The organism is Sphingomonas agri (assembly GCF_038148795.1).
Classification (GTDB): domain Bacteria; phylum Pseudomonadota; class Alphaproteobacteria; order Sphingomonadales; family Sphingomonadaceae; genus Sphingomicrobium; species Sphingomicrobium agri.
This window is the reverse complement of record NZ_JBAPEU010000002.1, coordinates 161,340-187,051: the sequence shown is the minus strand read 5'-3', so window position 1 is coordinate 187,051 and position 25,712 is coordinate 161,340. Positions and strand designations below refer to the sequence as shown.

Here is a 25,712-nt window from a genome sequence, read left to right as displayed (position 1 = left end):
CGCCAACTCCTAAAACTCGGGAAAGCAAATGGCCAAGATCAAGGTGAAGAACCCGGTCGTCGAGCTCGACGGCGATGAAATGACGCGCATCATCTGGCAGTGGATCCGCGAACGTCTCATCCAGCCCTATCTTGATGTCGACCTGCTCTACTTCGACCTTTCGATCGAGAATCGGGACGCGACCGACGACAAGGTCACCATCGATGCCGCCAATGCTATCAAGCAACATGGCGTGGGCGTGAAGTGCGCCACGATCACGCCCGACGAGTCACGGGTCCAGGAGTTCGGCCTGAAGAAGATGTGGAAGTCGCCCAACGGGACGATTCGCAACATCCTTGGGGGCTGCATCTTCCGCGAACCCATCGTGATCTCGAACGTGCCGCGTCTCATCCCGGGGTGGACCGATCCGATCGTGGTCGGCCGCCATGCCTTCGGCGACCAGTATCGCGCGACGGATTTTCTGGTGCCCGGCCCTGGCAAGCTGACCATGAAATGGGTCGGCCAGGACGGGCAGGAACTCGACTTCGACGTTTTCGACTTCCCGGGGTCCGGGGTTGCAATGGGCATGTACAATCTGGATGCCAGCATCCGCGATTTTGCCCACGCCTGTTTCAACTACAGTCTGGGTCGCAAGTGGCCGCTCTACCTCTCCACCAAGAATACGATCCTCAAGGCATATGATGGTCGGTTCAAGGACATATTCCAGGAAATTTACGACAACGAATACAAGGGGAAATTCCAGGCTGCTGGCATCGAATATCAACATCGTCTCATCGACGACATGGTGGCCTCGGCGCTGAAGTGGAGCGGTAAGTTCGTCTGGGCCTGCAAGAATTACGACGGAGACGTTCAGTCGGACCAGGTCGCGCAGGGCTTCGGCTCGCTTGGCCTCATGACCTCGGTGCTGATGACGCCGGACGGAAAGACCGTCGAGGCCGAGGCAGCCCACGGCACCGTCACCCGCCACTACCGCATGCACCAGCAGGGCAAGGCAACGTCGACCAATCCGATTGCCTCGATTTTCGCCTGGACGGGTGGTCTTAAATACCGCGGGAAGTTCGACGATTCCCCTGAAGTGGTGCGGTTTGCCGAAACGCTGGAGCGGGTCTGCATCGAGACCGTCGAGGGTGGCCAGATGACGAAGGACCTCGCCATCCTCGTCGGCCCGGAGCAGCCTTGGCTGACGACGGAGCAGTTCTTCGAGGCGATCGTCCACAATCTCGAGGCGGCGATGGCTGAAGAAGGAATCGCCGCTTGAGGTGGAGGCGGCAGGCGTTCTACGTCGCCGCCGGGCTGATCTTGCTCTCGCCGCTTGAGGCGCCGCAGCTGCTCGCCTTTCCCTATGTCGAACAGATCGGGACGCACCGCATCTATTCGGAAGTCCCGATTGAGCCGGAACTGAAGGCGGTTGTGAGGGCCGGTGATGCCCTTGCTGCCCACTCGTCGATTGCGGATGCGGACGCTCATCAGGCGGTCTTCCTCACGAACGGCGGATGGCGCTGGGCGTGGCTCACACTGACGTTTGGGGGCGCCTTTGCAATCTCGCGGCCGGGCTCGGAGGTCATTATTGTCAACCGCAGCAATCCTGCCGCCGACGCCGTCTTCACGCCGCGGAATGTGGGCGGGAAGCGCGCCCTCTCGGCGACCCTCGCACACGAGATGACCCACGGAGCAATCCGCAAGCATTTCGGAATGCTTGCGGACTGGCGTTATCCCACGTGGCTGCGTGAAGGTTATTGCGACTATGTCGCCGGCGGCAGCAGTCTGACCGACGCAGAAGCAAAGAGGCTGACGGCAAGCGGCACCCCCCACCCCGCACTCGTCTATTGGCGCGGGCGAAAGCGTGTGGAATCCGAACTTGAGCGCAACGGCGGCTCAGTCGACGGCTTGTTTGCAAGGTTGGGCGCGTAAGGCGATGAAACCCGTTCGCGCCTGACGCCAAGACCAATCAACCGGCCCGGAATTCGCCTGAGCAGCGGGAAGCGGTCAAGAAGCCTGACGATCAGCGGAGCCTCCCGGATTGGCTCGCCGGGTTTGAGCAGGCGCCCGATGATGTTGTCCTGCGCAGCCTTTTGAGCCCACTGGATCACGCGGGTTGGAAATATGCGCCGTTCCTGCACTTTGCGCAAAAGGGGGTCGATTGCCTGCCCTGCAGCAAGCGGAGCGGCAAGGATGTTCGCAGCTGCCACTGCGTCCTGAACTGCAAGGTTGATCCCGATGCCACCGATCGGTGACATCGCATGCGCCGCATCGCCGATGGCTAGGAGTCCCGGACGATGCCAGCAGGTCAGGCGGTCGAGAACGACGCTCAAAAGCTTCAGGTCGCCGATATCGTCAAGCTGCGTCAGATCAAGATCCGGTGCCGCCTCGGCGACCTCCCTGCGAATGGCGTCGATGCCCTTTGCCTCGTAGGTATCGGCAGCGCCTTTCGGGATTAGGAAGGCACACTGCCAATATTCACTGCGGTCGATCATGACGAGGAGTCGGCTCCGCGCCACGTTGCCGCGCAGTCCGCCTTTTTCAGCCGGCGACTTTGGAATCCGGAACCAGAAGACGTCCATCGGGGCGCCGAGCGTCTCCAGCGGCAGCATTGTGCGAACAATCGAGGTGCGTCCGTCGGCGGCAATCGCAAGATCGGCGCGCACTTCCTGCCCGTTGGCGAGGCGTACTCCCGCTACCCTTCCCCCATCCTCGATGAAACCCTCGACCGGCGCTTCCATCTGAAGGTGGAAGCCCGGGTATGCCTTCGCCTGCTCGCGCAGGAAGTCGAGGAAGTCCCACTGGGGCATCATCGCAATGAAAGGCGCAGGTGTGTCGAGGTGCGACAGGTCGCCGATCATCCATTGCCGTCCCGCGATCCGCAGTTCAGCCGCGTCCAGCTCGCTGTGCGGGCGTTTCAGGAACTGGTCGAGCATCCCGAGCTCGGCGAGGATCTCCATTGTCGATGGATGAACCGTGTCGCCCCGGAAATCGCGGAAGAAATCCGCATGTTTCTCAAGTACGATTACCCGGCACCCTGCGCGGGCGAACAACAGCCCCGCCATCATTCCGGCTGGGCCTCCGCCGACAATGGCCAGATCAAAATCCGACGGCATGACGTCAGCTCTACCGTCAAAGCGATGAAAAGGGCAAAACCGCCAAATGGAGGGTGAATTCATCACGTCCGGCTTTAGCGACGCGCTCGTCATTCTGGGCGCCGCGGGCCTCGTCATTCCGGCGTTCGCGCGGTTGAAGGTGACCCCGGTCATCGGCTTCATCCTGGTGGGGGTCATCGCCGGGCCCTACGCCCTTGGATCACTTGCAAGCAGTCGGCCCTGGCTTCACCTCTTCTCGATCAGCGAGCCGGGCCGGATTGAGCCGTTCGCCGAACTGGGTATCATCCTCCTGCTGTTTTCTGCAGGTCTCCACATCAGTTTTCGCCGGCTTCGTTCAATGCGCGGAGTTGTGTTCGGCGTCGGAAGCGCCGAACTCATCGCCTGCGCGGTACTCATCGCAGCAGGACTATTTCTCAGCGGATCCCCACCCCGCGCCGACGTCATCATCGGCCTTGCGCTCGCCCTTTCTTCAACGGCCCTCGTCCTTCCCATCTCAGGCGTCGAGGGTCCGGTGGGCAAGACGGCATTCGGAATGCTGCTGTTCGAGGACCTCGCGCTGGTCCCCATCCTCTTCGGGATCGAGCTCGCCGCAGGTCACGAGGAAATCAGCGGCCTTTTCCGAACGGCGCTTCTCGGGATCGCGGTCGTCGGCGGAATGCTCATTTTCGGCCGCTTCGCGCTGGCCCCGGTTTTTGCGCAGGCCGCGAGAGCGAAGAATCCCGAGATCTTCCTCGCGATCAGCCTTCTGACGGTCATTCTTGCCAGCCAGGCGACGGGCGCGGTCGGGCTCTCGCCGATCCTTGGCGCGCTGATTGCGGGCGTTCTCATCGCCGAGACTGAATATCACGCCGAGGTTGAGGCGATCACTGCTCCTCTGGCGGGCCTGGCGCTCGGAATCTTCCTTATCACCGTCGGAATGCGGATCGACCTCGCTGCCGTGGTGAGCCAGTGGCCGGTCGTTCTCGGCGCAACGGCCGCCGTGCTGGTGGTCAAGGCTGCCGTGACCTCGGCCCTCGTGCGTGTCTCCGGCGTTCGCCCGGGAGCTTCGCTCGAGGCCGGCATCATGATGGCGAGCCCTTCCGAGACGAGCCTGATCGTTCTCTCGGCGGGCGCAGGAGCAGGGCTGATTTCTCAGACACAGGCAGGCTTCTGGACGACCGTGACGGCGATCGGGCTCACCGTGACGCCAGTTCTCGCCGCCATCGGCAAGCGACTTCGAAGACGCGTCGAGGATGTCTCTGAGAGCTCGGAAAGCGAAATTTCGGGCGCCGGACGGACGGTCATCTTTGGCTTTGGCCGAGTTGGGCGGATCGTCGCCGACATGCTGCGCGAGCATAATCGGCCCTACCTTGCGGTCGACAGCGCCATCGACGCGGTGCGCCACGCGCAAAAGGCGGGCTACGAAGTGGTTTTCGGGGACGTATCGCGCCCAGAGCTCGCCGACCGACTTCAGCTTGGCCATGCCGCCGCGCTCGTGCTGACGATGGATGATCCCGTCCAGGTCGCCCGAATTGCAAGGCGTGTGCGCGGTTGGGTGCCCGAACTGCCGATCATCGCCCGGGCGCGCGACACGGCTCATGCTGCGAGGCTCTACAAGGCTGGGGTCACCGATGCCGTTCCCGAGACGCTCGAGGCATCGCTCCAGCTATCGGAGGCGGTGCTTGTCGACATTGGCCTTGCGATGGGCCCGGTGATTGCCAGCATTCACGAGAAACGCAGTGAGCTGCGTACGAAGATCATGCAGGAAGCCGACCTCGAGGAGGAGCCGCTGCTGGGGCGCCGGCGCGTCGGGAATGCTCAGTCGGCGCGCTCGAACCGAAGCACTCCGGCGACATAGGTCTTGCGATCGGGATTGTCGGCCGGATGCCGGCTGCCGTCGAATACGACGAGCTCGGTGAAGTCAAAGGGCGACACTTGCTCGAGACAGGCAGCATTGACGCCGAACTGGTCTGGATTGGAGCGCCGCTTGTGGTGCGTGTAGATGCCGCACTGCGAGCAGAAATGATGCTCTGCGGTCCCGGTATTGAACCGGTAGGTCGCAAGCATGTCCTCGCCCTTCGTAATCCGGAACTCCGAAGGCGTTGACGTCACTGCAACGGCGCCGGGCATCCGGCAGATCGAACAGGTGCATCGCCGCGCCGAGGCAAAGCCCTCGGCGAGAGTGACGTCAAACTGCACGGCTCCGCAGTGGCACGAGCCCTTGAGCGTGACCCGGTCGGAAGAGCGCTTGTCGATCAGGCTGCAACCTTTTCCAGGGCGCCGCGGACGGCTTCCAGCGCCTCATGAGCCTTGGCGCCCTCGGGGCCGCCTCCCTGGGCCATGTCCGCTCGCCCGCCGCCTCCCTGTCCGCCAAGGGTCGCGACTGCGGCCTTGACGAGATCGACGGCACTGACTTGCCCGGCAAGGTCATCCGTCACTCCGACCGCAACGCTCGCGCGTCCGTCGTTCACGGCAATGAGGGCCGCAATGCCGGAGCCCACACGCTGCTTCATGGTATCAACAGTCGAGCGTAAGTTCTTGGGATCAAGTCCCTCGACGACCTGGCCGAGAAACCTGTGCCCGTTCACGTCCTCGGGTACCGGAGCATCTGCACCGGTAGCAGCGCCGCCCATGGCCAGTGACTTCTTTGCATCCGCAAGTTCGCGTTCGAGCCGCCGACGGTCCTCGACCAGCGAAGCGATCCGGGCCGGCACTTCGTCGGGAGCGCTTTTCAGCGTCGCGGCGGCTTCCCTCAGCTTTGCATCTCGGCCCGTCAGCCACAGCCGGGCGGCCTCGCCCGTCAGCCCTTCGATCCTTCGTACCCCTGCCGAGACGGCGCTTTCGCCTATGATCTTGAACAGCTGGATGTCCCCGAGCGCGCGCACGTGCGTGCCGCCGCAAAGCTCGACCGAATAATCGTTCTCGTCGATCCGGCCCATCGAGAGCACCCGGACCTCGTCTCCATATTTCTCGCCGAAGAGAGCCATGGCCCCGGCGGAAATCGCTTCGTCGGGGGTCATGAGCCGCGTCGTGACCACGTCGTTGGAGCGAATCTGGGCGTTCACCTCGCCTTCGACCGCCTCGATTTCCTCGCGCGTCAGCGCTTTTGGATGTGAGAAGTCGAAGCGGAAGTAATCGGGCGCAACCAGGCTGCCTTTCTGGGTGACGTGGGTGCCAAGATGCCGACGCAGCGCTGCATGGAGCAAGTGCGTCGCACTGTGGTTGGCGCGGACGCGGCTGCGCCGCTCGCCGTCCACCTTCTGATGGACCGTTTCGCCGATGCTGAGCTCGCCCGCCCGGACTTTCGTTCGCAACACCTGAAGCTTGCCCAGGGGCTTAAGTGTGTCCTCAACATCACCAACGAAGCCCTTGAGAGTGGTCAGTTTTCCTGTGTCACCAACCTGTCCGCCGCTCTCTCCGTAGAAGGGTGTCTGATTGAGCAGGATTTCGACCACCTGCCCGATCTCGGCATTGTTGACCCGCTCTCCGTCCCTGATGATCGCGAGGACGACGCCTTCGCCTTCCTCGCCCGAATAGCCCGTGAACTCGGTCGCGCCATATTCCTCGGCAAGGTCAAACCAGACGTCTTCGCTGGCCTTGGCGCCCGATCCTTTCCAGGCGGCGCGCGCCTTGGCCTTTTGCCCGGCCATGGCGAGGTCGAAGCCGGCCTGGTCGACCTTGAGGCTCTTTTCGAGGAGCGCCTGTTCGGTGAGATCGAACGGGAAGCCATAAGTATCGTAAAGCCGGAAGGCGACGTCGCCGGCGAGCGTTCCTCCCGAGGGGAGACCCGCCGTCGCCTCGTCGAGAAGCTTGAGCCCGTTCGCCAGCGTTTGACGAAATCGGGTTTCCTCTTGCTGAAGTGTTGCCTCGATGAGGGGCTGTGCCCGAAGGAGCTCGGGGTAGGCAGCGCCCATTTCTGCAACCAGCGCCGGCACCAGCCGATACATCAGCGGGTCGCTGGAGCCGAGCAGGTGCGCGTGACGCATCGCGCGCCGCATGATGCGGCGGAGTACATAGCCCCTTCCCTCGTTCGCCGGCAGGACGCCGTCCGCAATGAGGAAGCCCGAAGCGCGAAGGTGGTCGGCAATAATGCGATGGCTCGCCGCCATGTCGGCGGAATTGTTGCTGGTCAGCTCTTCACTGGCCCGGATAAGCGCCCGGAACGTGTCCGTATCATAATTGTCGTGGACACCCTGGAGCACCGCCGCGATGCGCTCGAGGCCCATGCCGGTGTCGATGCTCTTCTTGGGCAGCTCGGAGACGATCTCGCCGGCCGCCTGCTCATATTGCATGAAGACGAGATTCCAGATCTCGACAAAACGGTCGCCGTCCTCGTCGGGGCTACCGGGCGGGCCGCCGGGAATGTGATCGCCATGATCGTAGAAGATCTCCGAGCAGGGGCCGCAAGGGCCGTCGTCGCCCATTGCCCAGAAATTGTCCTTTGTCGGGATTCGGACGATCCGGCTTTCCGGCAGACCCGAAATCTTCTTCCACAGGTCAAAGGCTTCATCGTCGGTGTGATAGACGGTCGCAGTCAGGCGATCGGGGCTGACGCCCCACTCCTTGGTGATGAGATTCCAGGCAAGTTCGATCGCCCGGTCCTTGAAATAATCGCCGAACGAGAAATTCCCGAGCATCTCGAAGAAGGTGTGATGTCTCGCGGTATAGCCCACATTGTCGAGGTCGTTGTGCTTGCCTCCTGCGCGAACGCACTTCTGCGAGCTGCTCGCTTGGGAATAGGGCCGCGTCTCGAGCCCAGTGAAAACGTTCTTGAAGGGAACCATTCCGGCATTGACGAACATGAGCGTCGGGTCGTTCTGCGGGACCAGCGGCGCCGATTGCACGCGCGCATGTCCGTTCTTCTCGAAATAGTCGAGGAAGCCGCGGCGGACGTCGTTCGTGGAAGTCATGCCGGCGATGTAAATGCTGCGCTGCGGTGCGGCAAGGCGAGGTCTTGGCAGTAAGGCACCCTTGCCGCTAGGCGCCCTCAATGGTGAAGAAGCCCAAATCGACGATCCCCCGCTACCGGCGCAGGCGCGAGAGGTCCTGGCTCCGAAGGATTGCTGGCTGGGTCACCAAGCTGGTTGTCGCGGTGCTGCTGATTTCGGTTCTCTGGGTCCTTGCCTACCGCTTCATCAACCCGCCGGTTACCGCGACCATGCTCGGCGACATATTGGCTGGCCGGGGCGCTCAAAAGGAATGGATGCCGATGACGCGGCTTGATCGCGACATGGTGCGGGCGGCGATCTCCGCCGAAGACGGGAAGTTCTGTTCCCACCATGGCTTTGACGTTGAAGCCATTGAAAACGCAATGAAAAGGAATGCATCCGGAGGCATAATCCGCGGCGGATCGACGATCAGCCAGCAAACTGCGAAGAATGTCTTCTTGTGGCAGGGCGGCGGATATGCGCGAAAGGGCGCCGAAGCGTGGTTCACGTTCCTCATCGAGCATCTCTGGGGAAAGCGCCGGATTATGGAGGTCTATCTCAACGTGGCGGAGACCGGCATCGGCACCTATGGCGCCAATGCGGGCTCGGAGCGCTATTTCGGACATGACGCCAGCGCGATGAGTGCGACGGAGGCGGCCCGGATCGCGGCGGTACTTCCTCTCCCCAAGGAACGCGGAGCAATCGCGCCCAAGGGCTTCACCCGTCGGTACGGCAACATCATCGCGGCGCGCATCCCCATCGTTGCCCGCGATGCGCTCGATGCCTGCGTCTACAAGGGGACGATCCCGCCGCCGACAAAGGCGCCGCCTTCGGTCACGAAGAAGCCACGGCCGCAGCCGGGCGAAGAATATGAGAGCCCCAGGGCCGCGCCAGCGCAAAACGCGCCCGAGCAAGTGCCGCCGGATTCTGCAGAGCCCCAGACGGCGCCTGCGCCCCAGCCTGCCGAGGCGCCGACCGTGAACATGACCTCGGCTCCGAGCGGATCGGAGCAGCCAGGGAACGGCGCCTAGCCATTGCGCCGAACGGTTCGCGAAGCGGGCTTCGCGACCGGAACGGCGCCTCAGCTCCAACCGTTGACACGGTAAATCCAGCCAAGGAGGAGTTTATGGCAACGCGCACCCAGAATCGCCAGTCCAGTCGCTCGAGTTCAGCGGACGCCTCGAGCGAGAGGCGCAGCGGCGGCAACAGCAGTCGCAGTGCTTTCTCGTGGAGCGAGAACGCGGGCCCGCTACTTGGCGCAGCACTGGCAGGAGCAGCCATCGGCTTTGCTGCGAACTACGGCCGCAAGGCGCTGATGCAGGGCATGGAAGCCCAGGCCGGTGACTGGGACGAGATCCTTACCGCCGAGCATGAGATGGCGCTCGCCATCTTCGACAGGATGCTGGAAACCGACGAGACTCAGACCTTCAAGCGCAAGATGCTCTTCATGAAGCTCTGCCATGCGCTCGACAAGCATGCGCACGCCGAGGAAATGGTTGTCTATCCTGCCCTGCGCGAAGACGATGATGCGGTTGACGCAGACCACCTCGCGGGCGAGCACGGCTACATCAAGACGTTCATCTACGAACTCAACGAGATGGGGCCTGAGGGCCGTAACTGGCTCGAGAAGGTCCGGGAGTTCCGCGACCTCGTCGCCCGTCATGCCCGCATGGAAGAGGAACAGGTCTTTCCCAAGTTCAAGAAGGACATGAGCGAGGAGCAGAACGAGCGGATCACGAGCCTCGTAAACCGCGACGGCTTCTGGATGGCTTAAGTCAGCCTACGAGGGCGAGCCTTGGCGGCTCCTGGACAGAAAGGTCGACGCTCCCCTCGCCTACGACGTTCTCGATACGCGCTGCGAGCTCCGCGTCCAGTGCAAAGTCCCTGCCCGCGATGACCGCGGCCTCGCCGCCGGTGCTTATCGGTACAAGGAAGCGAACCAGGCCGTTCGAACCCCTTGCGCCTGCGAGCTCGCGAGCGGCCCGCTCGGCGGCGGAGCGATCCGCTACCCGCACCGTCATCTGCAGCCTGGTACGTTTTGCAAGTTCTGAAAGAGGCTGGAAGCGCTTGATCGTCACTCGCGGCGTCTCGTCGCCCGAGCGCCTGTCGAGCTCGACGCTGAGCAAACCGCACTGGCCTGCCTTCGCTGCCGCCTCAAGCGCGGTTGTTGCCTCGTCGTCGAATGCCGTTGCGACAAATTGTCCGCTGTTGTCGCTTAACGTCGCCATCATGTAGCGCCGGCCCTTGGTCGAGGTCCGCCAGCGCGTGTCCTCAACCAGCCCTGCCATGCTCGCGCCGACCCTCTCGCCTTCGGCAATGATCACGTCGGTAAGGTCGGCGAAGGTCTTCACCTTGTGCGCGGCGAGCAGGTGTCTGGAGGCATCCACCGGGTGCGCCGAGAAATAATAACCGAAGGCATCGCGCTCGGCCGCCATTCGCTGTGCCAGGGTCCAGGACGCGTCCGACGGCAATCGAATGGGTGCGGCATCGGCCGAGTTGACGCCGAACAAGGCGGTCTGGCCGCTGATGCGCTGGTCATGCGCGCTCGCCGCGTGGGCAAGGATCGTCTCGGCAGCTGCGAAAACGGCAGCCCGATCCGGCTTGATACCGTCGAATGCGCCGGCTCCGGCAAGGCTCTCGAGCTGGCGACGGTTGAGCAGGCGCGGGTTTATCCGCGCTGCAAAATCTTCGAGGCTCCGGAACGGTCCTCCCCGTTCCCGCTCCTCGACGAGCAATTCCATGACCTTCTCGCCAACCCCCTTCAGGGCTCCGAGCGCGTAGCGGACGGCGCCCCCTGAAACAGTGAAATGGGGCTGGCTGACGTTGATATCGGGCGCGATGCACTCGACGCCTCCGCGGCGCATGTCCTCGACGAACATCGCCAGCTTGTCGGTGAGCGCGACGTCGAAGCTCATCGAAGCGGCGTAGAATTCCGCGCGGTGGTGCGCCTTCAGCCAGGCGGTCTGGTAGGTGAGCAAGGCGTAGGCCGCGGCGTGGCTCTTGTTGAAGCCATAGCCCGCGAACTTGTCGATCAAGTCGAACAGTTCGTTGGCCTTGGCCGGTGGAATATTGTTGTGCGTCGCGCAGCCCTCGACGAAGGTCGCGCGCTGCGCGTCCATCTCCGCCTGGATCTTCTTGCCCATGGCACGTCGCAAAAGGTCCGCGCTTCCGAGCGAATAGCCTGCCAGGATCTGCGCAGCCTGCATCACCTGTTCCTGGTAGACGAAGATCCCGTAGGTCTCCTTGAGGATGCCCTCGAGGAGCGGATGAGGATATTCGATCGACTCCTGCCCGTTCTTGCGCCGGCCGAACATCGGGATGTTGTCCATCGGGCCAGGGCGATAGAGGGCATTCAGCGCGATGATGTCCTCGAACACGGTAGGCTTCACGGCAGAAAGGGTGCGCCGCATACCTTCGGATTCCACCTGGAACACGCCGACGGTGTCGCCTCGCTGCAGTAGGTCGAACACTGCCGGGTCGTCCCACGGCAGCGCACCGAAATCGACCTCTATGTCCTGTTCCCGGAGGAGTCGCTGGCCTTCCTTGAGGACCGACAGGGTCTTGAGACCGAGGAAATCGAACTTCACGAGACCCGCAGCTTCGACATATTTCATGTCGAACTGTGTGACAGGCGTATCGGACCGGGGATCGCGGTAGAGCGGGACAAGCTCGGCGAGCGGGCGATCGCCGATCACGACTCCTGCAGCATGGGTCGACGCGTGCCGCGGCAGGCCCTCGAGCTTCATTGCGAGGTCGAACAGCCGCTTGACGTCAGGTTCGGACCGATATTCCGCAGCGAGTTCCGACACCCCGTTCAATGACCGTTCGAGAGTCCAGGGGTCGGTGGGGTGGTTGGGAACGAGCTTGGCCAGCCGGTCGACGTGGCCGTAGCTCATTTGCAGTACGCGGCCGGTGTCTTTCAGCACCGCTCTTGCCTTCAGCCGGCCGAAGGTGATGATCTGCGCCACCCGGTCCCGCCCGTATTTCTGCTGGACGTAGGCGATCACCCTGTCGCGGTGGGTTTCGCAGAAGTCGATATCGAAGTCCGGCATCGACACGCGTTCCGGATTGAGGAAGCGCTCGAACAGCAGTCCAAGCGCCAGCGGATCGAGGTCGGTGATGGTCAATGCCCAGGCGACGACCGAACCTGCTCCCGAGCCGCGCCCCGGACCTACGGGGATGTCGTTCGACTTCGCCCATTTGATGAAATCGGCGACGATCAGAAAGTAGCCAGCAAAACCCATGCCGGTGATGATGCCAAGTTCATATTCGAGGCGTTCGAGATAGCGTTGCCGCTCCTCCCCGTGCCGACCGGCGAGCCGTGCCTCGAGGCCCGCGTGAGCATCCCTCCGAAGCTGCTCGTCCTCATCCTCGCTCAGCCGCGGCAGAATTGGCCTTCGCTTGGGAGCAGCGATCGCACAGCGCCGTGCGATGACCGCCGTGTTGGCGATCGCTTCGGGAAGGTCGGCAAAGAGCGCCTCGATCGCCGCAGCGTCCTTCAGCCACGCGTCGGGTGATGAACTTTGCCGGTCAGCGCTCTCGACGTAGGCCGAACTCGCGATGCAAAGCATGGCATCGTGGGCGGCATGGAAACTGGGGTCCGCGTAGGACGCCGGATTGGTCCCGACCAGCGGAAGATTGCGGGCATAGGCAAGGTCGATGAGCGCAGTCTCCGCCGCCGCCTCGATCCCGTCGTTTCGACGCGAGAGTTCGATGTAGAGACGGTCCGGAAACATGGCCTGAAGGCGATCAAGATAGGCCTCCGCCTTCAGGTGCTGACCATTTGCAATCAACCGTGCGACCGCGCCTTCAGCGCCGGCGGTGAGGGCGATCAATCCTTTGCTGAGGCCGGCGAGCACCGCGAACTCGACGTGCGGCTCCTGTTCGACCGGGCGGTCGAGATGGGCGCTGGAAACGAGCTTGCACAGATTGTCATAGCCCTCCTCATCTTGCGCGAGCAGCACCAGCCAATCGATTCCCTCAACGCCGGTTTCGGGTGGGCGAGAGAGCGCGAGCAGCGTCCCGATGATCGGCTGCACACCCTTGGCGATGCAGGCGTCGCTGAAGGGCATGGCGCCGTAGAGGCCGTTCCGGTCGGTGATCGCGACCGCCGGGAATCCCAGCTTCGCAGCGCGCTCTGCGATGGTCTTGGGCTCCATCGCTCCTTCCAGCATGGTGAAGGACGAGAAGACCCGAAGGGGGATGTAAGGCTCGGTCACAATCCGACTATGGGGTGCTTGGGGACATCAGAAAAGCGAGCGGCCTTCACTTATCCACGGCTTATCGCGGCAACTCCCACCGGCCTTCCATGATGTCGCGGATCTCGTTCATCCTCCCGGTATAGGCATCGCCGATACAGGCTTTCGTCGGGCAATTGTCGCGATAGGCATAGAAGCGCCTCGCCGTATCTCGCAGCAAGGCGCGCTGATCAGGCGAAGCTTCAGCGAAGGCGCGGCCATACTGAGCTGTCATCTGGCGGTCGAGGGCAGCAAGGCCCGGATCGTTGCAGACTGTAAGCTCGCCGCGGGAGTTGGCGGTGTTGCAGTCAAAGCTTGGACGAGCGGTGGGCGCAACGTGGCCCGGAGGCGCAGTGGGCGTCGGGGTTGATTGCGGAGCGGGCACCGGCGGGTTCGCCTCCGGCATTGTCCCGTTTGTTATTTGCGCCGGGGAAGCCGACGGTGATGTCTGGACGCTGCGGGCCAGCGTTGCGAGCGGAGTTACGATCGCGTCGGCGTTGCGCAGCAGGACTACGGTGCCGCTTCCGTCGGCCGCCTGGGCAAGCGAATAATCGATGTCGGAGGAAAGCGTTCGCCGGCCGCCGACAATTGCAACTCCTGGAGGAAGGTCGAGAGAAAGCGAGCCCGTGCAGTTGACCGCGCCCGACGAGGCATCTTGGCTCTCCATCACGGGGTTTTCCATTCGGACCACCGCATAAGCGGCAAGCTTGTCATAGGCTGCCTGATCGCTTCCCCGTACCTGCGCCGCGCGGCGAAACAGCTCGCGCTTGATAAGGTCGTAGGTGCCGCTGCTGGCGCAGAGCTTTGCGCGGCTGCTTGGAGCGGACGTCACGATTTCGCGACCGGTCAGCTTGTCCTGATCACCATTTGGTCGACTAGCGAAATAGGCGATCACCAGGACGAGGACGATCAGTCCGCCAACGAGTCCGATCGCTGTCCAGTTTGTCCAGCGCACGGGCGAATGAACGTCTTCCGGCCGTGGCGGCTCCGTCACTCCAGCCGTCCCTCGTGCAGCCGGACGACCCGGTCCATGCGGGCTGCCAGCCGTTCATTGTGCGTAGCGACGAGCGCCGCGCTTCCTTCCCCTCGCACGAGATTGAGAAATTCCGCGAGCACCGCGTCCGCGGTGTGCTCGTCGAGATTGCCCGTGGGTTCGTCTGCAAGGACAAGCGGAGGCTTGTTGGCGAGCGCACGTGCAACCGCGACTCGCTGCTGTTCGCCGCCCGAAAGCTTTGACGGGCGGTGCTCGAGGCGCTGCGACAGCCCGAGCGCGCTCAGCAATTCCCTTGCACGGGCGGTGGCAGCCTCGACCTCGCTGCCGCGCACCAGCTGCGGAAGGATGACATTCTCCAGAGCGCTGAAATCCGGGAGCAGGTGATGGAACTGGTAGACGAAGCCGAGCATGTCGCAGCGCAGGCGCGTCCTGCCCTCATCGTCGAGCTTAGCCGCTTCGGCGCCGTTAAGGCGGATCGACCCCTCAAATCCGCCCTCCAGCAATCCTACCGCCTGCAGGAGTGTCGACTTGCCCGAGCCTGACGGGCCAAGGAGCGCAACGATCTCCCCGGGCTGGATTGCGAGCTCAACCCCGCGCAGCACTTCGATCGTGGATTCGCCCTGGACGAAGCTTCGCCTGAGATCGCTCGTGAGGAGCACCGCTTCACTCATAGCGAAGCACTTGTACCGGGTCGGTGCTCGCCGCGCGGCGGGCCGGAAACAGCGTCGCGGGGAAGATGAGGAGCAGAGTGACGAGGATGATCGCCGTGATTTCAATCGGGTCGCTCTTGGCGGGAAGGTCGGACAGGATCCGAACCGAGGGGTCCCAGGGGTTGGCGCCGGTCAGGTAGTGCACGGCGTTCACCGCGCCCTGGCGGAAGAACAGGGCGACTGCGCCAAGAATCAGCCCGATGACGATGCCGGTGAGGCCGATGGCAAGCCCGACCGTCATGAAAATGCGCAGCACCGCCCCGCGTGATGCGCCCATGGTTCGAAGTATCGCAATGTCGCGGGTCTTCGAGCGCACGAGCATGATCAGCGACGACGCGATGTTGAAGGCCGCGACGAGGACGACGATGCACACGATGATGAACATGACTACCCGTTCGAGATCGAGGGCCTGGAACAGCGCCGAATTCATTTGCCGCCAGTCAACGATGACTGCCCTTCCCTCGACCAGCTTGCGCAAGGGAGCGATGATCTCCTGGACCTTGTCGGGATTGTTCGTCTGGACCTCGATCATTCCGACCTGGTCGCCCATGAGCAGCAGTTCTTGCGCGTCCTGCATCGGAAGCAGAACCAGCGCTTTGTCATAGTCGTAGACGCCCGTTTCAAAGACCGCGCCCACGGTATAGGTCACCTCGCGCGGAACGGTGCCGACGACGGTCGAGCGTCCTTCCGGATTCCAGAGGGTTATCTGGCTGCCCGGATAGGCGCCGAGCGTGTCTGCCAAGCGCGAAGCGAGTGCGACCTTGTTGCTGCCCGGGGTCACGGAGCGGATATCGCCTGCAACCATGTTGCCGGTGATGGTCTTGTTGGCGCGGATGTCGTCGAGCCGCATGCCGCGCACGAGCACGCCCTCGAACCTTCCGTTCGCAGTCACCATCAATGGTGTCTCGATGAGCGGTATCGCCGAGGTGACGCCAGGGGTGTTCTTCGCCTGGTCGGCAAGCTTCTGCCAACCCGAAAGGCGGCCATCATATCCCTGGATGACCGCGTGGCCGTTAAGACCGACGATCTTGTCGAACAGCTCACCCCGAAAACCGTTCATGACGCTCATGACGATGATGAGGGCGGCAACGCCGAGGGCGACTGCACCGACGCTGAATCCCGCAACGACGAAGATGAAGCCCTCGCCTTTTTGCGGGAAGAGATAGCGGCGAGCGATCATCCGCTCGTAGCGGCTGAGAATCATGCGCTCAGTCTCGCCAGCGCGCTTTCCAGGCTGAGATCCGCGCGTTGACCGGTCCGGCGATCCTTGAGCTCGACCGTGCCCGCCGCGATGCCGCGGGGTCCGATGATGACCTGCCAGGGAAGGCCGATGAGATCCATGGAGGCGAGTTTTGCGCCACCGCGTTCGTCCCGGTCGTCATAGAGAACTTCAACGCCTGCATTGCGAAGCTGATTGTAAAGCCCGTCTGCTGCCGCGATGGTGGCTTCGTCATCCGCTCGCATCGTGACCAGCCCGGCGCGCCAAGGGGCCACTGCTTCGGGCCAGATGATGCCGCCGTCATCGTGGCTCGCCTCGATGATCGCGCCCACCAGTCGCGATACGCCGATCCCGTAGCTGCCGCCTACTGGAGTTACGGCTTCGCCATTGGGCGCGCTGACCGCGAAGCCGAGCGGCTTCGTATATTTGTCGCCGAAGTAGAAAATGTGGCCGACTTCGATTCCGCGTGACTGGCGCAGGTCACCGCCAAGCGATGCCTCGCGGGCTTCGTCGCGCTTCTCGTCGGTCGCCGCATAATCTGCCGTCATGGAGTCGACGAAAGCCTGCAGCTGCGTCTCGTCGCCGGCATCCACCGCATAGTCCTCCGCTGCTCGAAGCTCTTCCCAGTTCTTGTGGAAGAACACCTCGCTTTCGCCCGAAGGCGCGAGAATGATGAACTCGTGGCTGAGATCTCCGCCGATGGGCCCCGTATCGGCCTGCATCGGGATCGCTCGAAGACCCATCCGGGCGAAGGTCCTGAGGTAAGCGACGAACATCCTGTTGTAGCTGATCCTCGCACCCGCTTCGTCGAGATCGAAGCTGTAGGCATCCTTCATCAGGAATTCGCGTCCGCGCATGACGCCGAACCGCGGGCGGATCTCGTCCCGGAATTTCCACTGGATATGATAAAGTGTGCGCGGCAGGTCGCGGTAGCTCTTGATGGACCCCTGCAGGAGAGCCGTAAGCATGTCCTCGTTGGTGGGGCCGTAGACCAGTTCGCGGTCCTGGCGGTCGCGGATCCGCAACATCTCGGGGCCATAGGCCTCATAACGGCCGGTAGCGCGCCAATAGTCCGCGGCCTGGAGCGTGGGCATCAGCATTTCCTGGGCGCCGGCGCGGTCCTGCTCTTCGCGGACGATTTGCTCGATTTTCTTGAGGACGCGGAAACCCAGCGGCAGCCAGGCATAAATGCCCGCGGCGGTCTGGCGCACCAGTCCTGCTCGCAGCATCAGCTTGTGGCTGACGATCTGGGCGTCTGCAGGGCTTTCCTTGAGGAGCGGGAGAAACGCACGGGACCAACGCATGGCGGCGGGCTCTAGGGGGCGAGTCTGCCGCTTGCAACCGCAGCGGCCCTGTGGCCCCGTCGACACAGGCGCGGCACAAACGCAAGCCCATCTCATTTACATCCGTGACAAGGAGGCGGACGGGCGCCTAGTCAGCACTCGTCCGAACGTACTGACCCTTGGGTCGGGTTCGGGGCCGCGGCTGGCGACTGGGGACGCCGCCGCGACACATCCAAGGGGGCTGACGAGCAATCGTCACGCAGGGCGCCCGGATCGCTGGTCGATCCGGGCGTTTGCGTTTCAAGCGCCGCAAGGGCGTTCGGCCCCGTTTCCTTTTGATGAACCGTGTTGACGTGACCCCAGAGTTGGTGGGATCAGCGCTTCCAGCGCCATACGCGCGGACACGCCACGCTTCGGAACAGGAGGAAGCATGCGCACTCTAAGGTTAGCGGCCGTTGTGCTCGCCGCTACGCTCGCAAGTTCATCGGCAATTGCACAGCCGACCGTCATCAACGAGACGGGCCAAGCCACCGAAACTCAAGACCGCCGGGCTGCAGGCGATAGTGACCTCATCTGGAACCTGGTCGGCTGCCTGGGGCTCATCGGTCTGGTCGGCCTCTGGAGGCCCAGCGACAATGATGGTTACACCGACGATCCGATTTGATCGGTAAGCAAAGGGGACATTTTTATATGCGCATGACCACGATTTTCATGATCGCCGCTGCAACCCTTGCTGCTCCGGCAGCCGCGCAGAATACCGGCAGTGCGGCGAACACGACCGACATGACCTCGGCAAATACCGTCAATGCGACAAGCGCCACGACCGTCAACGAGACCGGCAATGCCGCCGCCGTGGCGGCTCCGGCCGCCCCGCCGGCGACTGTCACGACGGAAACCAATACCGCCGTCCAGACCGGCACTGCAGCTCCGACCGAACCCACGGAAAAGAAAAGCTTTCCGTGGGGCGTGATCGGCCTGCTCGGCCTGCTTGGTTTCATCCCCAGGACGCGGCGCGGTAGCTGACGAGGGCATGGTCCCGATTGTCTTCGGGGAGTTGCGCGCCTAGCGGCAATCTCCCCGGAGCATTCGGATGAACAAGGACAAGCGAGGCGAGGCCACCAAGCTCGCGGATGGCGGGCGCCGAAAGGAGTGGCGTGGGCACCTAGTCAACGTTCCCGTCGAGCGCGCTTCCACCATCCTCTTCGACAGTGTCCAGGAACTACACGGCAGCAAGCCGGCACTTGGTCGTTACCGCTACGGACTACAGGGAACGGCGACCCATTGGGCACTTGCCGAAGCCCTGACCGAGCTCGAGCCCGGCGCCGCAGGAACAATCCTTTATCCCACCGGCCTTGCAGCGATCACGACGCCCTTGCTGAGCCTCCTGTCGCCCGGCGACGAGTTGCTGGTGCCTGACAATAGCTATGGGCCGACGCGGAAATTCTGCGACACGGTCCTGAAGCGCTTCAAAATCGGCGTTCGCTATTACGATCCGCTCATCGGCGCCGGGATTGCCGGACTGTTCGCCAGGGAAACGCGCGCGCTTTTGCTCGAAAGCCCAGGTTCTCTCACCATGGAAGTCCAGGATGTTCCGGGCATGTGCGCAGCGGCGCGCGAGCGCGGGATAATCACTCTTCTGGACAACACATGGGCGACGCCCTTGTTTTTCCCGGCCATCGCGGCCGGCGTCGACGTCACTATCCTTGCGGCGACCAAATATGTCGGCGGACATGCCGACCTGATGCTGGGCTGCGCCACTGCAACCGAGCAATTCTATCAGCAGCTCCAGACTGCCGCCTGGGATCTTGGCCATGCCGTGTCTGCGGACGATGCGTGGCTCGGATCTCGCGGCATGAGGACGATGGCGCTCCGTCTCAAGCAGCATGAGGCAAATGCGCTCATGATTGCCGAATGGCTCGAGCAGCGGCCGGAGGTCGGCCGGATACTTCACCCTGCACTGCCGGATTGCCCGGGGCACGAGTTCTGGAAGCGCGACTTCAAGGGCGCGTCCGGCCTATTCACCTTTGAATTGAAGGACGCGGGCAAGGAGAAGCGCGCTCTGTTTGTCGACAGCCTCGAACTATTCGGAATCGGTTACAGCTGGGGTGGGTTCGAGAGCCTGGTCTTGCCCGCGGATCCCTGCCGGACCGTCTCAGAAGCTCCTGCCCAGAATCTGGTGCGCCTACACATCGGCCTTGAAGATCCAGCGGACCTCATCGCCGACCTTGCCGCAGCATTCGATCAGGCGGGACGTTCGCCGTAAATGTTTCCGGCCTGGCTATAGCGGCAGACGAGGACTTCCTCTTTCTGGCCGATTGCCGTCGCGCAGCCCACTTGCTGGGTCGAGCGCCAGATGAGCTGGGTATAGTGGCCGACGTTCTCGACGTCGTCCGACTTGCTGTTGTTCGGGAAGACGCCCGGATGGTAATCCCGCTTCTCTGCCGCCCATAGCTGGACCATGGCCTCGGGCGAGAAGGCGCGCGGCGTGCCAGCCCAGAGATTTTCGCCTTCGGGTTCCTTACCCGGCTCGTCGGGTGAGTGCTCGAAGCGGCCGCTTGCAGCCAGAGCCTTTGCCCAGACGCGGGCTTCCGAGGCGAGCTGATCGTTCCATGCAAGCGGAGCTACTCCAATGGCGGCACGTTCGGCATTGTGCGCGGCGAGCAGGCGCGAATTGAAGTCGGCACGGGTGGCCGTACCGCCGATGAGCACGGGGCTCAGTCCGAGCAGTACTGCCGCTGCGATCCTGCGAGAGTTGTTGAACAGCACATGGCGTGACTATGCCGCACATGCTTTGTGGCGCGTTACTTCTTAAGGTTAACGAGTGACTTACGTCGCGCTTCGGCTGGGCGAAGCGACCTCGACCTCGTCTCCTACCTTTACCGCGTCGAACAATCGCTGCGCGAAGGGCAAAGGCACGCCGATGCATCCGTGGGTGGCGGCTCCCCATCTGACGCTGCTGCCATGGATGGATACGCCGTCCCCTGTCAGCCGGAGCGTATAGGGCATGGACGCATCGTAGAGCGAAGAACGATGTTCACGCGCCTTCGCCAGGATGTGGAGATCACCTGCCGGAGTCCGCTTGTTGTCTCCACCGTAGACGATCACTGCAGTGCCGATCTCATCGCCGCCCCGAAAGACCGAGATGAGCTGTGAACGAAGGTCCACGCGGACCCAGGTCGAACCGGCCCCGATCCCCTTTTCATTCCATACATAGTCGCCAAAGCTCATTGGCGCGGTAACTGCGAGCAGAGAGCGGACAGGCCGGTCCACCGTGCCGGCTGAACGCGCCTGCGCGAGCTGCGCTGCGCTGAGAAATATTCGCCCTTCCATCGGCTTTGGCGAGGATCGTGGAGATCTCGCCGCTAACTGGTGATGCACGCCTTTCGTTGGTGCTGTTGGCGTCCAGGCCCATCCAAGGAGGCAGGCCAGTCCGACGAGGGAGGCTGAGACGACGACCGGCAGCCGTGTCACCTCAGTTCGATGCTGCCCTGAGCGCGAACCGGCGCCCGTGATTGAGATGCCATCCGATGAGGACGAATCCTGCCAGCATCATTGCCCACGTCCCGGGTTCCGGAACGCCCGGAGTTCCCGGAGTTCCAGGCGTGCCCGGAGTTCCAGGCGTGCCCGGAGTTCCAGGCGTGCCCGGAGTTCCTGGTGTCCCTGGTGTTCCCGGAACGCCCGGCGTACCCGGCAATCCTGGGGTTCCGGGCGATCCGATGATTACGCCTGGCCCGCCGGGGAGAATGCCGAACGGGGGCGTTTCCGTCGCGATTATCGTCGGTACGCCCTCGGGAGTTCCGCCCACGATATTGTAGAGCGGATTGGCGGGCAGCAACTCCTGCCCGGCGGGGCCCGCTGGAGCCGCGGCAAGCGGCGCTGCGTGCCCGGGTAGTCTTCGGACCTTTGGCAATGCCCGCTCGTGAAGGACCGGCAAGCGCTTGTGCTTGAGATTGGCAAGCGTTCCTGCAGCCCTCTCGCCGGGCGAGCGAAGGCCGAACAAGGATGCGACCGTGGTACCGACCGCTTTTGCTCCATTGCCGATGCTATTGGCGATATTCTGGCCAGCCGGGGAGATGCCCTCGTTCCCACCGCCCGACCGGAAAATCGCGATCGAAACCGCTGTCGCTACCGCAAGCACCAGGATGGTCGCAGCGATCCAGCGTCGGTGTACGGATAGCCACGCCGTCGACGCTGATGGAGCGGCTGCGGTGGTCATCGCTGCCTTGCCAACGATTCGTGCTGTGCCCCGCTCATCACGTTCGCGATGGGTCTGGGGCGATCAGAAGGACGAAAGGCCCGAACAAAGCCTACCTCTGCGCTGTTAGATTAACGTTAACCTTCTAAATTCGAATTAGTTTCCGGCAACCGGCCGCCCTACTCTGTCTTCGTGAAAGCTGTGGATAAATTCCCTTGGCGCCAGTCCCTAAGAAGGGTGCGCAACCAAAGTTCGCGATCGAATGGATTTGGTAGCGGAGGAGGGACTTGAACCCCCGACACGCGGATTATGATTCCGCTGCTCTAACCAGCTGAGCTACTCCGCCCCAAAAGCGTCGGATTCGCCTCGATCCGAGGCGCCGGAGGCGCGGCATATAGGTTCGGGTGTACAGTCGGTCAACGCGAGGAACCGGTTACGGCTGCTCTCGTTGAGCGGGGAACAGGAAGAGGCTTTGATGGACCCCTTAACTCCGCTCGACACGCTGTGCCGAATCATTCTTAGGGCGCGCGAATATGAAGCGCAGACTGCGAGCGATTACGACAGCGGCGAAGATCCCGACAATGTGGACGACGAGCAGGAAGGAGCGCTCTCCGTCCTCGAGGATGAGATCAACGACAGCGTCGAGGAAGAGCTAAAAGCCGCGTTCGAGGATCTCGGCGAGGACCAGCTAGCAGAGGTGATTGCCTTCTCCTGGGTCGGCCAGGGGACCTACGAAGCGGCCGACTGGGACGAGGCCATGGGAGAGGCTCAGGATCTTGTCAGCGAAGGCGCCGAGGGCGCGATCAGTGAACTGATGGAACAGCCGATGCTCGCCTCCGTGCTGGAATCGGGCCTCGCCGCGTTCGATCTCAGCTGCAATGGAATCGGCGACCTCTCCTAGCTTCCGCGGAACCTCATCGAAGCGAGATTTTCCCACGGACCGTCCAGGTAGCGGTGCAGGCCAAGACCGCTGATCTTCAGCGATCGAGGCCGAAACTCGGGCCGGAGCTTCGCAAGAAGGGCTCGCGCATCCCTGGTGGTCACCTTGTTCTGAATGGTGACATGGGGACGCCACCCCCCCAGATCCTGCGTCCCGAGAAGGCCGTGAAATTCCTCGGCAAGTTCATCGCGGATCCGATCAAGATCGCTCGAGACAATTCGGAATGCCACTCCGCCTCCAAGATCCATCAGGCCTTCGATCGAAGCACGCGGGGCCACTTCGGCAGAACGGCGCGCCAAGGCAGACCTTGCCTCGGATTCAGCCGATGGGGGAAGGGCATGAAACATCGTGAGGTGCGCGGGCAGCCGGTTGCGCTCCGGCGGGTAGTAGGCGCGGCGAAGCTGATCTAGCCACGCCAAGTCGGGAGCAGCGATATCAGCGGTAACGATCAGCGCGCCGGCCACTCGTCCCTGGCGACTTTCTCGAGCTGTTCGAATTGCCGTTCGGTCAAATCCGTGATCACCCTTTGCCCGTCAACTTGCGCCGCATCCCAGGGCAGACGGCGAAGAATTTCCCCCATTCCCGCGACCCCGCCCCGCGAAACGATGATATAGTCGAGACGGCCGCTCGAGCAGCCTGCCATCCCCTCGATGCAGTGCCCCAGCTCCTGGCCTCGAGCAACAACGGGGGCTCGCGACAGCATCGAGATCGGGAACAGGGCTTCGCCCGGAGTCTTCTCGCTTGCCTCCGATGCCGCGCGTGCGCCCTCCTCCACCTCGGCTTGCCGTCCAAGCCAGCGCCAGATGCCGAATATATCGAGAAAGGTGAGGACGGCGTTGGTCCAGAGAAGCGCGGGCTGGTGGGTCATCGCGCCTACTGCAATCCAGCAAAGCGCGCCCAGCGTGAAAACAACAAAACCATAACCCGTCACGCGCGAGCCTAGGTTTGCCGCAGTCATCGACGCGGCAATGATCGTCGCAACGGTCGCGACCCATGAGATGGTGTCAGCCATGCCGCCGCAATGCGCGGACGGCGCTAATGGTTCAGATCTCGACTTGGCTTCCGAGCTCTACGACGCGGTTCGTGGGGAGCTTGAAAAACTCCATCGCGCTTTCAGCGTTGCGCAGCATCCAGGCGAATAGCTTCTCGCGCCAGATCGCCATTCCCGGGCGCGAGGAAGCAAGAAGTGTCTGCCGCGCGAGGAAAAAGCTCGTGTCCATCATTCGGCACTGCGTCCCGATGCCCTTCAACTGCGCAAGCGCCGACGGGACATCGATCTCCTCCATGAAGCCGTAGCGCAGCACGACACGATAGAAGCCCGACCCATAGTCCTGGGTTTCGAGCCGCTTCTCCTCGGCGACGTAGGGAACGTCCTCGATGCGGACGGTCAACAAGATCACCCGCTCGTGCAGGACCTTGTTGTGCTTGAGATTATGCAGCAGCGCATGGGGTACACCGCTTGAGGAGCTGGTCATGAAGACCGCCGTGCCCGGCACTCGTGCAGCGCTCGGAGCGGCCGACTTGATGAAGATCTCCATCGGCAGGCTTGCCTCGTTCATGCGGCTGATCATGAGCTGCCGCCCCTTTGCCCAGGTCGTGAGGAAGGTGAAGGCGATCGCGCCGACCAGCAGCGGGAACCAGCCGCCTGCAGGGATCTTGGTGAGGTTCGAGCTGAAGTACCCAAGATCGACTGCGAAGAAGAGTACGAGCAGCGCGATCACGAGGACGCGGTTCCACTTCCACATGGTGATGAGAACGACCGCGATGAGCACCGTATCGATCAGCATCGCACCCGTGACGGCAATGCCGTAGGCCGCCGCGAGGTTGGACGAAGACCTGAAGGTCACGACCAGCAGGAGGACCATGATCATGAGGGCCCAATTGACGAGCGGTATGTAGATCTGCCCCGCAGCCGCCTCGCTTGTGTGGGTGATCCTGAGACGCGGGACGAAACCCAGCTGGATCGCCTGCTGCGTCACCGAGAAGGCTCCGGAAATAACCGCTTGGCTGGCAATGATCGTGGCTGCGGTCGCGAGCAGTACGAGCGGTAGCCTCAGGCCGTCGCTCGCGAGGTAGAAGAAGGGATCCTTGACGGCCGTTCCTACCTGCGCTGCGGGCATCGAGAGCAGCATTGCTCCCTGACCCATGTAGTTCAGCAGCAATGCTGGAAGCACGAAGTAAAGCCAGGCGATCTTGATCGGACGCCGGCCGAAGTGGCCCATGTCCGCGTAGAGCGCCTCGGCGCCGGTTAGGGCGAGGACGACGGAACCCATGGCGAGGAAGGCCTTGAGCGGCTCTTCGAGGAAGAAGGAGGCTGCGTTGGCCGGATTGATCATTGCAAGGGCGATTGTCGGACGGCCCGCGATGTGCATGACGCCAAGGACGGCCAGGGCAGCGAAATAGACCAGCATCACGGGACCAAACATTGCGCCCACGCGGGCTGTCCCTCTGGCCTGGATGGCAAAGAGGCCGACCAGAATTCCAAGGGCGATCGGAATGACGAACGGCTCGAGGCCCGCATTGACGGTCGTGAGACCCTCGACTGCAGAGAGCACCGAGATCGCAGGTGTGATCATTGAATCGCCGTAGAAGAGCGCAGTTGCGAACACGCCGAGCATGACGATGCCGCTCGCCCACTTCTTCTTGCCGCTGATCGTCCGGTTGATGAGGGCAAGAAGGGCAAGACTTCCCCCCTCCCCTTTGTTGTCGGCCCGCATGATGATCATGACGTACTTGAGCGTCACGACGATCATCATGGACCAGAAGATCATCGAGAGGACCGCCTGAATGTGGAACTGGTCCGGAGTGAGCGGATGATGACCCGCGAAGGTCTCGCGGAAGGAATAGATCGGCGAGGTGCCGATGTCGCCGAAAACCACGCCCACGGCGCCCATCGCGAGCTTGTAGATCGGCCCCTGGGCATGGCCGTGCGCGCTGTCTTGCGGGGCTTCGGCTACTGCGCCCCCGGTCGCGGTGATGTTCATGCTTTGAGGTTCAGACCCGACAGACTGCGAACTCGCATCCCCTGTGCCGCGAGCGAGATCGTCGATCACGGATGGCGCTCCGTAGCACTGCCGTTCCGGGCCCGCAATCGGACGGGACAGGGGCGAAAAGCGCGTCTATAGGCCCGCT

The 25,712-nt window shown here is 62.8% G+C and carries 22 protein-coding genes, 1 tRNA gene and 1 pseudogene; 9 read left to right on the top strand and 15 right to left on the bottom strand.

From position 1 onward, the window contains the following. Positions 1-28 precede the first annotated feature (28 nt). A complete protein-coding gene (locus V8192_RS07700) occupies positions 29-1,258 on the top strand; it encodes an NADP-dependent isocitrate dehydrogenase (RefSeq protein ID WP_341632498.1) in 1,230 nt (409 codons plus the stop codon). Next, entirely contained in the window at positions 1,255-1,911 is a 657-nt protein-coding gene (locus V8192_RS07695) for a hypothetical protein (RefSeq protein ID WP_341632497.1), read from the top strand. Before V8192_RS07700 ends, V8192_RS07695 begins: the two co-directional genes overlap by 4 nt. Here V8192_RS07695 and V8192_RS07690 read toward each other — a convergent pair. Further along, positions 1,824-3,095, bottom strand: coding sequence for an FAD-dependent oxidoreductase (locus V8192_RS07690; protein ID WP_341632496.1), 1,272 nt, complete (start codon positions 3,093-3,095; stop codon positions 1,824-1,826). The genes V8192_RS07695 and V8192_RS07690 overlap by 88 nt on opposite strands. Before the next feature lie 46 nt (positions 3,096-3,141). Here V8192_RS07690 and V8192_RS07685 point away from each other — a divergent pair, with 46 nt between their 5' ends. Beyond that, on the top strand, positions 3,142-4,932 hold the full coding sequence (locus tag V8192_RS07685; protein ID WP_341632495.1) for a cation:proton antiporter domain-containing protein: 1,791 nt from the start codon (positions 3,142-3,144) through the stop codon (positions 4,930-4,932). Here V8192_RS07685 and V8192_RS07680 read toward each other — a convergent pair. After that, positions 4,893-5,330, bottom strand: coding sequence for a GFA family protein (locus tag V8192_RS07680; protein WP_444529434.1), 438 nt, complete (start codon positions 5,328-5,330; stop codon positions 4,893-4,895). The two genes, V8192_RS07685 and V8192_RS07680, sit on opposite strands and share 40 nt — an antisense overlap. Continuing rightward, positions 5,330-7,984 carry an alanine--tRNA ligase gene (gene alaS, locus V8192_RS07675; RefSeq protein WP_341632493.1) on the bottom strand — a complete coding sequence of 885 codons (2,655 nt, stop codon included), beginning with the start codon at positions 7,982-7,984 and terminating at the stop codon, positions 5,330-5,332. The genes V8192_RS07680 and alaS overlap by 1 nt, the downstream gene beginning before the upstream one ends. A gap of 80 nt (positions 7,985-8,064) precedes the next feature. On the opposite strand from alaS, the pseudogene mtgA reads away from it, so the two are divergent. Both mtgA and V8192_RS07665 read left to right on the top strand, forming a co-directional pair. Beyond that, positions 8,065-8,793: pseudogene (gene mtgA / locus V8192_RS07670) on the top strand (monofunctional biosynthetic peptidoglycan transglycosylase); the annotation flags it as partial. A 335-nt stretch (positions 8,794-9,128) separates the two neighbouring features. Beyond that, entirely contained in the window at positions 9,129-9,776 is a 648-nt protein-coding gene (locus tag V8192_RS07665; RefSeq protein WP_341632492.1) for a hemerythrin domain-containing protein, read from the top strand. Between the two features lies 1 nt (position 9,777). On the opposite strand, the gene dnaE is transcribed toward V8192_RS07665, so the two are convergent. Genes dnaE through proS form a run of 5 tightly spaced genes read right to left on the bottom strand, consistent with a single transcriptional unit; the run spans position 9,778 to position 17,466 of the window. Beyond that, positions 9,778-13,224: a DNA polymerase III subunit alpha gene (gene dnaE, locus V8192_RS07660; RefSeq protein ID WP_341633308.1), complete on the bottom strand. Its 3,447-nt coding sequence runs from the start codon at positions 13,222-13,224 to the stop codon at positions 9,778-9,780. Between the two features lie 58 nt (positions 13,225-13,282). Continuing rightward, positions 13,283-14,233 (bottom strand): hypothetical protein, encoded by a 951-nt coding sequence (locus tag V8192_RS07655; protein ID WP_341632491.1) that lies wholly within the window; start codon positions 14,231-14,233, stop codon positions 13,283-13,285. Continuing rightward, the gene (locus V8192_RS07650; protein ID WP_341632490.1) at positions 14,230-14,904 is read right to left on the bottom strand and encodes an ABC transporter ATP-binding protein; all 675 of its coding nucleotides are present in this window, start codon (positions 14,902-14,904) and stop codon (positions 14,230-14,232) included. The genes V8192_RS07655 and V8192_RS07650 overlap by 4 nt, the downstream gene beginning before the upstream one ends. After that, positions 14,897-16,147 carry a lipoprotein-releasing ABC transporter permease subunit gene (locus V8192_RS07645; RefSeq protein ID WP_341632489.1) on the bottom strand — a complete coding sequence of 417 codons (1,251 nt, stop codon included), beginning with the start codon at positions 16,145-16,147 and terminating at the stop codon, positions 14,897-14,899. Before V8192_RS07645 ends, V8192_RS07650 begins: the two co-directional genes overlap by 8 nt. Next, positions 16,144-17,466: a proline--tRNA ligase gene (proS, locus tag V8192_RS07640; RefSeq protein ID WP_341632488.1), complete on the bottom strand. Its 1,323-nt coding sequence runs from the start codon at positions 17,464-17,466 to the stop codon at positions 16,144-16,146. Before proS ends, V8192_RS07645 begins: the two co-directional genes overlap by 4 nt. Before the next feature lie 409 nt (positions 17,467-17,875). Here proS and V8192_RS07635 point away from each other — a divergent pair, with 409 nt between their 5' ends. The 3 genes from V8192_RS07635 (at position 17,876) to metC (ending at position 19,708) form a co-directional block, all read left to right on the top strand. Then, positions 17,876-18,109: a hypothetical protein gene (locus tag V8192_RS07635; RefSeq protein ID WP_341632487.1), complete on the top strand. Its 234-nt coding sequence runs from the start codon at positions 17,876-17,878 to the stop codon at positions 18,107-18,109. Positions 18,110-18,141: 32 nt separating this feature from the next. Beyond that, positions 18,142-18,468 (top strand): hypothetical protein, encoded by a 327-nt coding sequence (locus tag V8192_RS07630; RefSeq protein WP_341632486.1) that lies wholly within the window; start codon positions 18,142-18,144, stop codon positions 18,466-18,468. A 67-nt stretch (positions 18,469-18,535) separates the two neighbouring features. Further along, complete coding sequence (metC, locus tag V8192_RS07625; protein ID WP_341632485.1) at positions 18,536-19,708, top strand: cystathionine beta-lyase; 1,173 nt, start codon at positions 18,536-18,538, stop codon at positions 19,706-19,708. On the opposite strand, the gene V8192_RS07620 is transcribed toward metC, so the two are convergent. From V8192_RS07620 to V8192_RS07605, 4 genes are all read right to left on the bottom strand, one after another. Beyond that, positions 19,687-20,211 carry a CAP domain-containing protein gene (locus V8192_RS07620; RefSeq protein WP_341632484.1) on the bottom strand — a complete coding sequence of 175 codons (525 nt, stop codon included), beginning with the start codon at positions 20,209-20,211 and terminating at the stop codon, positions 19,687-19,689. The two genes, metC and V8192_RS07620, sit on opposite strands and share 22 nt — an antisense overlap. A gap of 60 nt (positions 20,212-20,271) precedes the next feature. Further along, complete coding sequence (locus tag V8192_RS07615; protein ID WP_341632483.1) at positions 20,272-20,775, bottom strand: L,D-transpeptidase family protein; 504 nt, start codon at positions 20,773-20,775, stop codon at positions 20,272-20,274. Between the two features lie 142 nt (positions 20,776-20,917). Then, positions 20,918-21,661 (bottom strand): PEPxxWA-CTERM sorting domain-containing protein, encoded by a 744-nt coding sequence (locus V8192_RS07610; RefSeq protein WP_341632482.1) that lies wholly within the window; start codon positions 21,659-21,661, stop codon positions 20,918-20,920. Between the two features lie 248 nt (positions 21,662-21,909). Beyond that, positions 21,910-21,986, bottom strand: a tRNA-Met gene (locus tag V8192_RS07605). 129 nt (positions 21,987-22,115) lie between these two features. Between V8192_RS07605 and V8192_RS07600 the strand changes: the two genes are divergently transcribed. Further along, entirely contained in the window at positions 22,116-22,541 is a 426-nt protein-coding gene (locus tag V8192_RS07600) for a DUF3775 domain-containing protein (protein WP_341632481.1), read from the top strand. On the opposite strand, the gene V8192_RS07595 is transcribed toward V8192_RS07600, so the two are convergent. The 3 genes from V8192_RS07595 to V8192_RS07585 are packed head-to-tail and all read right to left on the bottom strand — an operon-like array spanning position 22,538 to position 25,564. Next, on the bottom strand, positions 22,538-23,044 hold the full coding sequence (locus V8192_RS07595) for a 2'-5' RNA ligase family protein (protein WP_341632480.1): 507 nt from the start codon (positions 23,042-23,044) through the stop codon (positions 22,538-22,540). The genes V8192_RS07600 and V8192_RS07595 overlap by 4 nt on opposite strands. Beyond that, positions 23,029-23,592 (bottom strand): PRC-barrel domain containing protein, encoded by a 564-nt coding sequence (locus V8192_RS07590; protein WP_341632479.1) that lies wholly within the window; start codon positions 23,590-23,592, stop codon positions 23,029-23,031. The genes V8192_RS07595 and V8192_RS07590 overlap by 16 nt, the downstream gene beginning before the upstream one ends. 31 nt (positions 23,593-23,623) lie before the next feature. Further along, positions 23,624-25,564 carry a potassium transporter Kup gene (locus V8192_RS07585; protein ID WP_341632478.1) on the bottom strand — a complete coding sequence of 647 codons (1,941 nt, stop codon included), beginning with the start codon at positions 25,562-25,564 and terminating at the stop codon, positions 23,624-23,626. Positions 25,565-25,712 lie beyond the last annotated feature (148 nt).